This is a genomic window from Haliscomenobacter sp. (genome assembly GCF_041740695.1).
GTDB lineage: Bacteria > Bacteroidota > Bacteroidia > Chitinophagales > Saprospiraceae > Haliscomenobacter.
Genome location: NZ_JBGSLK010000020.1, coordinates 60,725 through 74,249, shown reverse-complemented (window position 1 = coordinate 74,249; position 13,525 = coordinate 60,725). Strand labels below are relative to the sequence as shown.

10 protein-coding genes are annotated in these 13,525 nt (G+C 46.6%); 8 read left to right on the top strand and 2 right to left on the bottom strand.

Annotation, left to right across the window (positions count from 1 at the left end):
- Positions 1-149: 149 nt before the first annotated feature.
- From ACEW9O_RS03830 to ACEW9O_RS03805, 6 genes are all read left to right on the top strand, one after another.
- Positions 150-2,426, top strand: a complete 2,277-nt coding sequence (locus ACEW9O_RS03830; protein ID WP_373548803.1) for a PQQ-binding-like beta-propeller repeat protein — start codon at positions 150-152, stop codon at positions 2,424-2,426.
- A gap of 52 nt (positions 2,427-2,478) precedes the next feature.
- Positions 2,479-3,693: a cupin domain-containing protein gene (locus ACEW9O_RS03825; RefSeq protein ID WP_373548802.1), complete on the top strand. Its 1,215-nt coding sequence runs from the start codon at positions 2,479-2,481 to the stop codon at positions 3,691-3,693.
- Between the two features lie 32 nt (positions 3,694-3,725).
- Positions 3,726-4,847 carry an alpha/beta hydrolase-fold protein gene (locus ACEW9O_RS03820; RefSeq protein ID WP_373548801.1) on the top strand — a complete coding sequence of 374 codons (1,122 nt, stop codon included), beginning with the start codon at positions 3,726-3,728 and terminating at the stop codon, positions 4,845-4,847.
- Between the two features lie 36 nt (positions 4,848-4,883).
- Entirely contained in the window at positions 4,884-6,521 is a 1,638-nt protein-coding gene (locus tag ACEW9O_RS03815) for a hypothetical protein (protein WP_373548800.1), read from the top strand.
- Complete coding sequence (locus ACEW9O_RS03810) at positions 6,518-7,444, top strand: RraA family protein (protein ID WP_373548799.1); 927 nt, start codon at positions 6,518-6,520, stop codon at positions 7,442-7,444. Before ACEW9O_RS03815 ends, ACEW9O_RS03810 begins: the two co-directional genes overlap by 4 nt.
- Before the next feature lie 85 nt (positions 7,445-7,529).
- Complete coding sequence (locus ACEW9O_RS03805) at positions 7,530-7,874, top strand: hypothetical protein (RefSeq protein ID WP_373548798.1); 345 nt, start codon at positions 7,530-7,532, stop codon at positions 7,872-7,874.
- Positions 7,875-8,092: 218 nt separating this feature from the next.
- Here the strand turns inward: ACEW9O_RS03805 and ACEW9O_RS03800 are convergent, their stop codons facing one another.
- Both ACEW9O_RS03800 and ACEW9O_RS03795 read right to left on the bottom strand, forming a co-directional pair.
- Positions 8,093-9,094, bottom strand: coding sequence for an SMP-30/gluconolactonase/LRE family protein (locus ACEW9O_RS03800; protein ID WP_373548797.1), 1,002 nt, complete (start codon positions 9,092-9,094; stop codon positions 8,093-8,095).
- Positions 9,095-9,114: 20 nt separating this feature from the next.
- Positions 9,115-11,055, bottom strand: coding sequence for an SMP-30/gluconolactonase/LRE family protein (locus ACEW9O_RS03795; RefSeq protein ID WP_373548796.1), 1,941 nt, complete (start codon positions 11,053-11,055; stop codon positions 9,115-9,117).
- A 164-nt stretch (positions 11,056-11,219) separates the two neighbouring features.
- Between ACEW9O_RS03795 and ACEW9O_RS03790 the strand changes: the two genes are divergently transcribed.
- Together ACEW9O_RS03790 and ACEW9O_RS03785 are read left to right on the top strand one after the other, a co-directional pair.
- Entirely contained in the window at positions 11,220-12,176 is a 957-nt protein-coding gene (locus tag ACEW9O_RS03790) for an RraA family protein (protein WP_373548795.1), read from the top strand.
- A gap of 34 nt (positions 12,177-12,210) precedes the next feature.
- Positions 12,211-13,500 (top strand): mandelate racemase/muconate lactonizing enzyme family protein, encoded by a 1,290-nt coding sequence (locus ACEW9O_RS03785; protein ID WP_373548794.1) that lies wholly within the window; start codon positions 12,211-12,213, stop codon positions 13,498-13,500.
- Positions 13,501-13,525 lie beyond the last annotated feature (25 nt).

Sequence of the window (13,525 nt, the reverse complement as noted above, 5' to 3'; positions counted from 1 at the left end):
CAAGCAGGAAATTTTTTCCCCAAATTTTTCTCTGCATTTCAAAATAATTGTAATTTAGACAATTATTTTAGCGTTTTTCATCGCATTACCAATGCGATTTGCTAATCAAAGCATTGGATGTCGCATTGGTAATGTTAAATGGAGCCTACATGTTTAAAGATCGCAACAAAAACAAAAAGGTGTCTAGCCTTTTTACACCCACTTCTATTGTACTACTGTTACTGGTAGTCATTGCATTGTTGTCCTTAGCTGATTATAGCGACAACAATACCGACCCCGCCCATACCACTTGGGCACATTACGGCGGCAGCCCCGACCAATCCAGGTATTTTGCAGCAGCGGACATCACCAAAGAAAACGTTGGTAAGATGCAAGTCGCCTGGATGTATCCTTCGGGCGATCAGCAACCCTACTTCTTTAGCCCAATTATCGTAGACACTACGATGTATGTGATGGGCAAAAACAATTCATTGATTGCGGTGAGTGTGCTGAGTGGCAAGGAAATCTGGATCCACGCCAATCTCACTGGTTTGAGTAGAAGGGGCCTCAATTATTGGGAGAGCAAAGACAAAAAGGACAAGCGCCTGATCTTCACCCTCAACAACTCCCTCCAGGCCATCGATGCAGTGACCGGAAAAACCATCACGAGTTTTGGCAATGATGGATACACGGACATGCGTGAAGGGCTAGGCCGGAATCCCTCTTCCATCCGCAGAATGCAGGCCATGATGCCCGGCGTGATTTATGATGACCTGGTGATCGTAGGCTCCGCTCCTGGCGAAGGGTTTTTCTCGGCACCTGGCTTTGTGCGGGCTTACAATGTAGTCAGCGGAAAATTGGAATGGACTTTCCACACCATCCCCCAACCAGGAGAGTTTGGCTACAAAACCTGGCCAAAAAATGCTTACAAGTACGTTGGTGGAGTGAATGTATGGAGCGAAATCTCGGTAGATCAAACCAGAGGAATCGCCTTTTTGCCCATTGGTTCACCAACCTATGATTTTTATGGTGCCGACCGTCTGGGCAGCAACCTTTTCGGCAATTGTCTCGTGGCAGTGGACGCACGCACGGGGAAACGCTTGTGGCACTATCAAATTGTACACCACGACCTTTGGGACGTCGATCTCGCAAGTGCTCCACAATTGTTAACGGTGAATCATGGTGGAAAAAACATTGATGCCGTAGCAGTGGCTACCAAACATGGATTCTTGTTTGTATTCGATCGGGAAACCGGAAAACCTTTGTTCCCCATCGAAGAAAAACCCTTCCCTGCCAGCAAAATGCCGGGAGAAAAAGCCTGGCCCACCCAGCCCATTTCTTCACTCCCTAATTTCACTAGGCATGAAGTGACTTTAGAAACCCTGAACCCTTTTTTCCCGGACAGCATCAAACAACAATGGCAAAAAAGGCTGGCCTCGGCCAAGTCTGGCTTGTACATTCCTCCCTCCGACAAATACGAAACCATCATGATGCCCGGGGCCTTGGGAGGTGCCAATTATGGCAATACTGCCTCTGATCCTAAAAATGGATTGATGTACATTCTGACGCAGGAACACGCCTCTACCTATCGTTTGAAAAAAGTAGAGTCTCCGAAAATGGACCTGTCGGTGGATCAAATCGCTCAGGTAAAAACTTTTTATGCTTCTACCTGTCAGCCTTGCCACGGGAAAAACATGGAGGGCGTGACTGGCCCAGCGTTAGTCAATGCCGGGCAGTACATCATCTACACCGAATTTAAAGACATTGTTCTGGGTGGCAAGGGGTCAATGCCAGGCTTTACGCATGTCAGTGAGGAAACCATTGAAGCGCTTTACCGCTATCTGGGAGGTACTCCGCGGAGCTTTAATTTTCCCCGTCGGCCCAACGCTGCCCCTCCTAAAGGACCTGTGGTCGCTTCTGGTGGCGCTACCATCAAGCCAGATGCACAAAGAAGTGCGCCCATGACGGAGTATCCCGCTGGCGTAAAACACCCCAAAGACCGTTACATCACCGATTATGGAACCGAATGGTCAGGTTTAGCGGCACCACCCTGGTCTTCGATTGTGGCTTACGATTTGAACAAAGGAACCATCAAGTGGAGAAAACCCGTCGGCCTGGATTCCTTATACGCCAAGGGCGACCCCAGCAAAGGTGCTCCTGGCGGCACCCTCAGAAAAGGAATGGTAGTTACCTCAACCGGGGTAGTTTTTGCCACCGCCAAAGGAGGTAAGTTGTATGCATTTGATGCCGACAATGGGAACATTTTATGGGAAACTACCCTGAGTTATGAGGCCAATGCCCAGCCCAGTATGTACACCCTGAATGGAAAACAGTACCTGGTCATCAACGCTACTTCCAACTTTACACGCGACAGTTATGATTACTCCAAAAAGCCTGGGGCAGTACAACGAGGTTATGTAGTGTATGCGCTGCCAAACAGCAAGTAACACGAGTGCAAGCAATACGTTTTTTTGAAACTATAAACAAACAAGATCGCAGATGAAACAATTGTTCATCCTACTAGTGGCCAGCTTCGTAGTGCAGGCCACTGCCCAACCCTTAAAGGATCGCATCATACCCAATGATCCATCCAAATACCGAGAACTTTCGGCGGTACATGCAGGTGCTGGAAAAATGGGATTTACCCAATTGATCGGCCGCAATGACCTGTCCACCAACTTTCTTTATCTACACACGGGTGTGATCAATGCCAAATCGGGCATTGGCCATCATTTTCACCACAGCATCGAGGAAATGTATGTGATCCTCAGCGGGGAAGCAGAATTTACGGTCAATGGGCGTACTGCCAAAATAAAAGCACCCGCAATTGTGCCCTGCAAGTTGGGTGATTCCCATGCCATTTACAACGCCTCCAACGAACCTATTCGTTGGCTCAATTTTGCGGTAAGCCAAAAGAAAGGGGTAGGAGATGCTTTTGATCTGGGCGATGCGCGGGTTGGCGCAAGTCTGGATCCCATTCCCGCATTTGTATCGGCGCGCCTGGAGCAAGATAAACTGAAGGCAAATAGCCAGATTTATGCAGGTGAAGGCGTCCTTTACCGTCGTTTGATCGGGTCGGAAGTTTTTCGTACCGATTGGGATCACGTTGATCACTTGCTTATTCCAGCGGGGAAATCTGCCGGGCGGACTGCACTTGAAGGTGCCGAAGCAGTCTATTATGTGGTGAATGGATCTGGCACGGTTACCATCAATGGTGAAACAGCAAACATTAAAGCCGATGATGCCTTCTCTGGAGTTTTGGGTGAAAAACTGAGCATCACTAATAATGGTGAAAAGGGCCTTGAACTTCTCGTCATTGGCATTTCTGCTTCCAAACAAAAGAACCTGAGCATCAGCAAACCATTGGTTACGCCCAAGGCTGTAGCTTTACAAATGGACTTTGTGGTGCCAAAAGAGAATGCCGAAGCTTTTGAAAAAGTGTATTACGCCATCTATGTACCAGCTATGACGGTTCAGAAAGGCTACCGCAGTTCCAAACTTTTGCGCCTTTTTCCAGAGCCCCTTGCCAAAGAGATTCAAGCGGAGCCAACTACCCACAACTACCAGGTTCAGATTTCTTTTGCTACCGAACAAGACCGCCGAAATTGGGTAAAAAGTAAGGAGCATCAAATTGCCTGGCCCGCCGCATCGGGACTTGCCACATCATACAAATGGCGGGGTTATGACGTAATGGGGGAAGATGATCAGCACTAAGGAGTGAGTAAAAACTATAAACAAAAAACATTATGAGACTTAATTTATTTGCATCAGCATTGCTGTTTGCCATATCTGCTTCCTTTTGCGTGGCCCAAACCGGATCAACGGCAATCTTAGAAGACTTCAAACCCTCTACCCTAAATCAACCAGGGCAAGAGTATCCACAGGTCAATTCGCAGGGTTATGCCCGCTTCCGGGTCATTGCACCTGCGGCTGATAGTGTCAGGGTGAGCCTTGGGCTAGGCGGCAGAGGCGGCACTAAATTGGCTAAAGCAGAAGATGGCTCCTGGATGGCTACTACCGCTGGCCCCATGGACGAAGGTTTCCATTATTACAACGTCAACATCGACGGGGGAAAATTCAACGACCCCGGCGCGCTCAATTTTTATGGGTCTACCCGCTGGGAAAGTGGCATTGAAATCCCTGCACACGACCAGGATTTCTACGCATTAAAGGATGTCCCTCACGGAAATGTGCAACTGATTCTGTTTCCATCGAAAAGCACCAATACCTCGCGCCGCGCTTTTGTGTACACTCCGCCAGGGTATGATGAAAAAACCTCAACCCGTTATCCCGTATTGTACCTACAGCATGGTTGGGGCGAAGATGAAACCGCCTGGAGCAACCAGGGTCGCGCCAATTTGATCATGGACAACCTCATTGCGGAAGGAAAAATAAAACCATTTATCATTGTAATGACTTATGGCATGACCAATGACGTTAAAATGGGTGGACTCAGAAATTTCGACATCAAGCCATTTCAGACGGTTCTGGTCGATGAGCTGATTCCTTTTGTTGACAAAACTTTCCGCACCATTGCCAAGCAGGAAAAGCGTGCAATGGGTGGGCTCTCCATGGGCGGTATGGAAACCAAGACCATTACCACGAACCTGCCTGAAGTTTTTTCACACTATGCGCTCTTGAGTGGTGGCATCTACGCTCCGGTGGACATCAAAGACAAATCCAAAGTGAAGCTCATTTTCTTGAGCTGTGGGAGCAAAGAAAGACCTGACGGCGTTAAAAATGCAACAACTGCCCTTAAAGAAGCAGGTTTTAATGCTGTTTCTTACGTTTCAGAAGCTACTGGCCATGAATTCCAGACCTGGCGGCGCAGCTTGTACCAAGTAGCACCGCTACTTTTTAAAGATTAAAATCGCCAAATGTAGACAAGCACTAAACCATTTTCAATGAGAATTAAAATCTCCTTGATCGCAATTGTAGCATGCTGTATCAACACTTTTGTGTGTGAGGCACAGGACATGCTGCCAACTACCTCTTTGGTCTTTCCCGGGACTGATGGAAAACTGGTATATATCGCTGACAGCCTTGGCAATACGATCCCTGATTTTTCAAATGCTGGCTATAAGGCTGGAGGGGTACCGATTCCTTTTGTGGCCGTAAAGGCAACCATTTGGCCCGTGCTGGGAGATAATTCGGACAGTATACAGGCCGCTATTGATCGGGTCTCTGCACTACCACCTGATGCTTCAGGGTTTAGAGGGGCTGTACTCCTAAAAATGGGCATGTACCAGTTGACCAAACCCCTTTACATCAAGGCATCAGGGGTGGTACTTCGTGGAGAGGGTCGAAGCGATGTCGGTACGATTCTTTACGGTAAAATAACAAAGCCTGCGGAAGGAAGCGGACCTAGATTTAGACGTCCTGCGCTGATCAACATTAGCGGTGCGTCTGGTATAAAACTGCTTGAAGAGTCCAAACAAAACATTATCGATGAATACGTACCAGTTGGTGCTCTGCGTTTCAAAATAACATCCGCCAAAGCATTTAAAAAGGGAGATAGGGTGCTGGTACGCCGCATTGGAAATGAAGATTGGATCAAAAAAATTGGCCTGGATACCGCTACAGTTGGAAGGAACCGCTGGAAACCTTTTGACATCAACTTCGACCGGACAATTGTTGACATCAATGGAAATACCGTTACTGTGGATGCCCCGATTTTTACGGCGATCGATAAGCGCTGGGGTGGGGGAGTCCTTTACAAGTACAATGACGAGCGGATCGAACAGGTTGGCATTGAAAACTTGCGTGGAATCTCAGAGTATGACCCTTCCATACGTACCAACGAATATGGGAACATGGATCGAGACGACTTGGGTGCCACACATAGGTATCAGGGCGAGGAATATTTCTCCGATGAAAATCATTATTCTAATTTCATCGACTTGACCAATGTCAAAAATGCATGGGTGAGGAACATGACCGCGCTACACTTTGGAAGCAGTGTGGTACAAGCCAACGCTGGGACGAAATGGATTACCGTGCAGGATTGTGAGTCCAGAGAACCTGTTTCGCAGCGCTGGGGCGGAAGAAGATTTACCTTCCAGATGAACGGTCAGTTCTGCCTGGTTCAAAGATGTGTTTCCGAAAAAGGACGGCATTCCTTCGTATTACAAGGCTCGGAAGCAAGTGGAAATGTCTTTCTGGAATGTACGGCTATTCAGCCTTATTCTTCCAGCGAGCCACACAACCGTTGGGCCAATGGCGTCTTGTACGACAATGTGAAAGCACCCCTTACGGCTCGCTTCTGGGACTTCATCATTGGTTGGGCTGGTGCCAATATTGTATTTTGGAATTGTGAGGGAGACTATTTGATTCAACAACCACCCACTGCACAAAATTATTCTTTTGGGCATATTGGGCTCAATGCGGTCATTTTCAATGCTGCGTTGCAAGATTTGACCAAACGCAATGGCCACGTCGAGGTTATGGACAGGCATGTAAGCCCCAAAAGTTTATTTCTAACCCAGTTGGAAGAGCGACTGGGATCGGAAGCGGTTAAAAACATCACAAACCAAGTACCATGAGATCTTTTTTCGTCATTTTTTCACTACTGCTTTTTTGCTGTGCAGTGCATTTTTCTTTGAACGGACAAACCATTTCCAAAGAAGAAATGATCTTTCTTACCTCGGAATGGAAAGGAGAAAGGTTTGGGGATGGCAGACCAAAAATTGCTGATGCCCTATTGGAAAGGGCGAAGCTCATTATGATTGATGACGCCTGGACGGTGCTGAAAAATGAAGGCTACCTCAACCAATACGAAGGTGGCTGGAAAACGGTCAATAACCAAAGCATGACCGGCCGGGCAGTCACTGCCATGTACCTGCCCAGCCGACCTGATGTTGAAAAAAACATCAAGGAAAGAGGGGCAAAACAAGGCCGGAAAGGCAATACCAATGCCTGGCCGATCGATGTACTCACCAAAGGTGACTTGTACGTTGCCGATGCTTTTGGGAAAATCGGCGGCGGCCCGATCATGGGTGCTACTCTGGCCAATTCCATCTTTAGCAAATCTGGAAACGGGGTCGTCTTTGATGGCGCTTGCAGAGATTTGCAGGAAATCACCAACCTCAAAGGTTTTAATGCTTTTGTACGGGATTTTCACCCTTCCTTCACCGAGCAAATGGTGCTGATGGGGCTGAACAGCCCAATTCGGATCGGCAATGCCATCGTTCTTCCGGGTGACTTGGTGATTGCTACCATGGAAGGTGTACTTTTTGTACCCGCACACATGGCTGAACAAGTGGTCAGTACGTCGGAATTTGTCATCCGAAAAGACCAATTTGGCTTTGAAATGGTCAGAACCAACAAATACAGCACCGGAGAAATCGACAGCGAGTGGACGGATGAAATCAAAACGGAGTTTTTAAAATGGCTGGAAAAACATCCCGAACTGGGCAAGATGACCCGTGCAGAACTCGACAAAGTGATGAGCAAAAGAACTTGGTAGCCATGCGAATGGCTCGACGTTTACTAAACTTTCAAAGTTTAGTAAACGTAACTCTAAAAATTCATTAACCTACAATTCATTCAACATGAAACATCTTATCGCAGTATTGCTCCTATTTGGATGCCTCAGCACCTACGCTCAAACTGGCATTGACGGTGACTGGAAAGGCACCCGTGAAACGCCAAACGGCACAATGGAAATCAATTACACATTTAAAGTTGAAGGAACAACTTTAACGGGTATTTGGAAAACTCAATTTGGAGAACGGAAAATCGAGAACGGAAAAGTGGAGGGAAAGAAGTTTTCCTACACGGTCTCTTTTAACGAGATGACCATCAACAACACAGGAGAATTGGTGAGTGACGACGAAATTGTAACCAAAAACGAAAGAGGGGAAATGAAATTGGCCAGAGTGAAGAAAGAAAACTAGGGTCACTTTTAATTATGAATCATCCCGAATTTTGGTAATTTTTGACCAAAATATCATTGTGGTGCTTGCAGGCACCTAGGAGCAAATTTCCTTAGGTGGTTCTTGAGTGTCTTAGGTTTCTTAGGTGGTGAAAGAATACCCTGCTACGCAGTTTTTTCTTTTTACCACCTAAGAAACCTGAGAAACCTTAGCATCACCTAAGAAAGGTCTGCTTAGGATCAACGCATTTTAACCCTTAACAAATACTGCGTAGCCGTAATGTAAAGCGTTTTGCCATTCGCTGTCAACGCACAATTGGCCGCAGTCAGGTTGTTCATTTTGATTTTTCCAATCAATTTGCCCTCTTTTGTGAAAATCCAAATGCCACCCGGCCCCGCCGCAAACACATTGCCTTTTTTATCGATTTTAAATCCATCGCAGCCTCCCGGTTCCCGGGTCGTTCCTGGATTGTAAAACACACGTGCATTTTCCAAGGCACCACTCGAGGCAATATCGTAAGCATACCAGCCTCTACCCCTTCCCTGGGTATTCGATACCAATAGGGTTTTTCCATCTGGAAGAATGCCGATACCATTGGGTGCTTGCATGGAATCAATCAAAAGGCTGATTTTCCCGGCTTTGTCCATTTTGTACACCCCTTGAAATGGGAGCTCTTTTTTGGGATCTCTCATTCCGCCTTCAAAACCATAGGCTGGGTCGGTGAAGTAAAGCTCACCTTTGGAAGACATAAAAAAGTCGTTCGGACTATTTAATTTTTTGCCATCATAGGCTCCTGCGACGGTGACAAAATTGGACTTTGGCGCATTGAGGGGAGCATCCATAGCGGCAATTCTGCGGTCACCGTGTTGGCAAACCCACAACTTACCGTCTTTGGTTTTGTACAATCCATTGGGGCCCATAAATCCACCCCTGGGTTCGCTGCCCGTGTACCCACCTGGCTTCACATACACTTCTTTGCCCTTGGCTTCAGTCCATTTGTAAATGGTATTGGCAGGAATGTCGGAAAACAAAAGCATTTTCTCCTTTTCCAGCCATAAAGGTCCTTCCGTAAATTGAAAACCCTCGGCAATCACTTCTACCTTCGCTTCCTTTTTGATGAGGCTGGAAAGCTCTGGCGAAATGAACTCAATGGTGCCGATTTCTTGACCGGATACCGGTGTAAACCCACAAAAGCAGATCGAAAGTGCAAGCAAGCACACCCTTAGCTTAATTTTATTCATTATTTGGTAGTTGTGACGATTTATAAATAATTAATAAAGCCCTCCATGTTGGTGCGAATGGTATACACCTTGCTGTAGCTGACGATGTACAAGGTTTTCATGTCCTTGTCTCCAAAGCAAAGGCTCACCGGGAAGCTCGGTAAATTGATCATTCCAACGTATTTTCCTTCGGCATTGAAAATTTGCACACCATAGTAGGTCGCTACATAAAGATTGCCCTTTTTGTCAATGGCCATTCCATCGGCACTTGATGACTTGCCTTTTCTGTCCAGCACATTACCGGTTAGGAATAATTTGGCGAATTGCCTGCCATTGCTGATGGTCCCATCTTCCTTCACATCGTAAGCCCAGATGTAATTGTCTTTCTCACTGTTTACTGGAAACCAGGATTCGTCATCGTAGCAATTGTTGATGTACAATGTTTTACCATCCGGTGACAACACAATCCCATTGGGCATCGCGAATTCGTTGGGCTCGGTAAGTCTGGTAATTTTACCTTCAGGTGAAACGTAATACACCGCCCGCCCAGGTTGGGACTTCTTTGGCTCCATCGTAAACTGAGGATCGGTGAAGTAAATCCCGCCTTTGGCATCGGTAATGATGTCATTCGGGCCGTCGATGGGTTTGCCATCATATTGATCTACAATCACTTTTACAACTTTACCGGCTGGGGTCATCTCCACCACCTGGTGCCCGATCATATCACAGACCAGCAGGTTGCCATTTTTATATGGATAGAGCCCGTTCGTTTGCATTTTGCCTTGAGTAATATTTTTATAAGTGCCATCAGGGCTTAATTCGACTGTTGAACTTTTTGAAGGATCGGCGGTCCAGCTTTGATCAAAATACATGTTGGAGAAATAGATTTTGCCGTTCATCCATTTTGGCCCTTCGCTGAAAGTCAGACTTGGCTTGGTTTTCGTTCCGTCCACCAATAATTGAGGTTTTGAATTCTCCGGAATAATTGCCCGGTAAGCTGCCATTCTGGCTTGCTCCTTTTCCATATAGTCTGGGCGGACTGGCCAGAAAATGTCCAGCGCATCACAACCTACTGCGCTCATTTTTGCCCCATGGACCATATTGCCCGGGATGACCACCACGTCACCAGGTGTCATGCGTTGTTCGGTATCCAGCAAAATTTCATCACATTCCCCTCTTAATGCCATCATCATTTGTTCCTCAGGGTGGATGTGATGTCCAAAAACTGATCCCGGTTCCATCGAAACAAAACTAAACTGGGTGTTCTTGCCCGCAATGAGTCTGGAATAAGCGCCAGGAGCAAGTTCGGTAAGTTGAAAATCGTACAAATCGTAAACCTGATTCGGTTTTACATTTGGTTTCGCCGTATTGGTAAGCTCTGCCATTTTTGTCGGTAGATTCGTAACGCCCGCTTTTTCAAGATAATCCAGCCGGAAGGGGCTGTAAATCTCCAATAATTTGGCTCCTGCACTACCCGCGGTCACAGCGCTTTTGCTTCCTTTTTCCAAATAGACAAAATCGACACGGGGCGTACCGCTATGAGTGCCATCAGGAGCTTCTCTTTCTTTGGAAACAAGGGTAAGGGATTTTCCATTGATCAATTGGTCGATGGAACCTTCAAGCACAAAGGCAAACCTTTCAGCTGACAAGTTCTCTTCGGGGATTTTTGCGTTAGGTGCCAGTTCAATGACGCTCACCATTGTGCCTGTTCCCCAGAAGATTTTTGCCTTAACCCCTGGGGCTAAATCAATACTATCTACCTGATTAAGATTGGTAACTTGTCCGTGTTTCAGGTTTGACTCAATATCGTTTGCTGGCAATCCAGTAAGATTGCGCACTTTCAAATTGTGTTCACTGATTAGCTCCTGGTTAAGCTTCTGCCACGCTGGTTCAGGAGAAGAGGTACACCCCGTCATTGCTGTGACAATCACAGCTAACAAAATGGGCTGAAAAAAAATTTTGTTGAATCTTTGGCCACTCATGATTTATAATGTTTTGTTTATGGGATGAATCTAGCAATTTTATTTCATTCTAAATTCAATAATTGTAAAAAAAACAGTTATTATTTTGCTTAATTGAGTTCAATTCCTTAACCTTGCTTTAACCTATTTTGAACAAACAAACAAACATTAAAATATTTTTCAACATGAAAACCTTGATCAAGTTTTGGGGCCTTTTAGCAATGCTCCCGCTGATGCTTCAGGCGCAGCAAAGCTCCAAAGAAGAAATGGCCTTTCTCACCCCGGAATGGAAAGGAGAACGATTGGCTGACGGGAGGCCCAAAGTTTCCGACGACATTTTAAAAAGAATGAAATCGGTCACCCTTGAGGAAGCCTGGGCGACCTGTCGAGGCGCTGGTTTCAACTACCAATACGAAGGAAACTGGTTGCAAGTCCACCCCGAAGGAGTATTGGTCGGCAGAGCTTTAACGGCCACCTTTATTCCTGGCAGACCTGACATCCACAAGGCCATTCAGGAAAAAGGTAAAAAGGATGGACGGATACTCTCCCCCAATGCCTGGCCTATCGACATGCTCCAACCCGGTGACGTGTATGTGGTAGACCACCACGGTGCTGAAATTGATGGCCCAACCGTGGGTGACAACCTGGCCAACTCCATTTTTGCCAGATCTGGAAATGGAATGGTCTATGACGGCCCGGTTAGAGATGTAAACGGAATGAAAGAAATAGAAGGCTTTACCGCCTATTTCAAAACTTACCATCCCTCGCATCACTTTGGCAGCATCGGCCCCAATGACCGGGTGCCCCGATTGAATACCACTTTGATTGGCATCAACACACCCACTCGGATTGGGGCAGCTACCGTAATACCAGGCGACGTGGTACTGGCCAGAGATGGAGGCATCATTTTTATTCCGGCACACCTGGCCCAACAAGTGGTTGAATCTTCAGAAATCGTTCGGCTAAGAGACATGTTTGGCCACGCAAGATTGCGGGAGAAAAAATACACCGCTGGCCAAATCGACAGCCGTTGGACCGATGAGATTGAGAAAGATTTTTCTCTGTGGCTGAAAGACAACAAAATGAAACTTCCGGTATCCCCCGAGCGGGTGGAGGAACTGCTTAAAACTAGAACTTGGTAAGTTCAAGTTCATCATCATTTATTAAACTATAAACATGAAAAAAACAGCTTCAAGACGTTCGTTTTTGAGCAAAAGCGCCTTGGTTGGTGCCATGGGGTTTACGGGGCTCACCCAAACTTTTGGCAAGGGATTTACCAATGCAGTAGACGTTAATCCTAAGTTATCTGCTCCTACTGATTTAAAAATCAAGGATGTAAAAGTTGCGTACCTGAGAGGCGGGGGAAGAATGTTCATCAAAATAACCACCAATCAGGATATCGTCGGCTATGGTGAAGGTGTAGATGCGGTATCAGGCGCCTATCATTTGGCCAAACGCTTTGGGATGATGTTGAGAGACCAGAGCCCACTTAACGTCCACCGAATATTCGATCAGATTAGAAAAGGTGGAGTTTTTGGAGGCGCTCAGGCAGGGATGTACATCGCAGTTTTATCCGCAATTGAAACAGCCTTATGGGACTTGGCAGGGAAAGCGCTGAACGTTCCAGTCTATCAGCTATTGGGTGGTAAGTTTCGCGACAGGGTGCGGGTTTACATGGATACTGCACTGTATCAGAACCAATTGCCCAAGCCAGAGGACTTTGCCACCGCTGCAAAAGAGGCCGTTGCAATGGGGTTCACTGCTGTAAAGTTTGACCTCGATCAAGGCAATGACCCCAACAAATACGACCGCTACAACTGGACTGCCGGTCCCGCTGAAATCCAGAGAATGTATGACCAAATGGCTGCTGCCCGGCAAGCGGTGGGGCCAAATATTGACATTTGTGCCGACATGCACGGCCGTTATGACTTCCCAACTGGCCAACGCGTGGCTAAAATATTGGAGCCATTGAACCTGATGTGGTTGGAGGAGCCCATTCCTGCCGAAAACGTAGATGCTTACGCGGAAATCGCCAAATCAACCAGCACGCCTATTTGTGCAGGGGAGAATCATTATTTGGCTTATGGATTTCGCCCTTTGTTGGAAAAAGGCGCAGTAGACATCGTCATGCCGGATCTACAAAAAGCTGGTGGACTAGGTGAAGGTCAACGCATTGCGAACCTGGCTAACTTGTACTATGTTCCTTTTGCCCCCCACATGGTTGCTTCTTACCTAGGCGCCATGGCCGCTGCCCATGTGTGTGCCTCTGTGCCCAATTTTATGATTTTGGAATGGCAGATTTATTTCCACAAAGAGCCAATGTGGAAAGAAATTGTCAATTTTGATGGTCCGGAATTTGTAGATAAAGGCTTTATCAAAGTGTCGGACAAGCCAGGTATTGGAGTGAGCATCAACGAAGAAGGTTTGAAAAAATATGCCGCTCAGGGAATACCGTTTTTTGAATAAAAAATGAGCTTGATTTTAGTGTAAT

Coding starts and splice junctions, on each gene's coding strand:
- ACEW9O_RS03830 (WP_373548803.1), top strand. CDS start 150: ATGTTTAAAGATCGCAACAAAAACAAAAAGGTGTCTAGCCTTTTTACA.
- ACEW9O_RS03825 (WP_373548802.1), top strand. CDS start 2,479: ATGAAACAATTGTTCATCCTACTAGTGGCCAGCTTCGTAGTGCAGGCC.
- ACEW9O_RS03820 (WP_373548801.1), top strand. CDS start 3,726: ATGAGACTTAATTTATTTGCATCAGCATTGCTGTTTGCCATATCTGCT.
- ACEW9O_RS03815 (WP_373548800.1), top strand. CDS start 4,884: ATGAGAATTAAAATCTCCTTGATCGCAATTGTAGCATGCTGTATCAAC.
- ACEW9O_RS03810 (WP_373548799.1), top strand. CDS start 6,518: ATGAGATCTTTTTTCGTCATTTTTTCACTACTGCTTTTTTGCTGTGCA.
- ACEW9O_RS03805 (WP_373548798.1), top strand. CDS start 7,530: ATGAAACATCTTATCGCAGTATTGCTCCTATTTGGATGCCTCAGCACC.
- ACEW9O_RS03800 (WP_373548797.1), bottom strand. CDS start 9,094: ATGAATAAAATTAAGCTAAGGGTGTGCTTGCTTGCACTTTCGATCTGC.
- ACEW9O_RS03795 (WP_373548796.1), bottom strand. CDS start 11,055: ATGAGTGGCCAAAGATTCAACAAAATTTTTTTTCAGCCCATTTTGTTA.
- ACEW9O_RS03790 (WP_373548795.1), top strand. CDS start 11,220: ATGAAAACCTTGATCAAGTTTTGGGGCCTTTTAGCAATGCTCCCGCTG.
- ACEW9O_RS03785 (WP_373548794.1), top strand. CDS start 12,211: ATGAAAAAAACAGCTTCAAGACGTTCGTTTTTGAGCAAAAGCGCCTTG.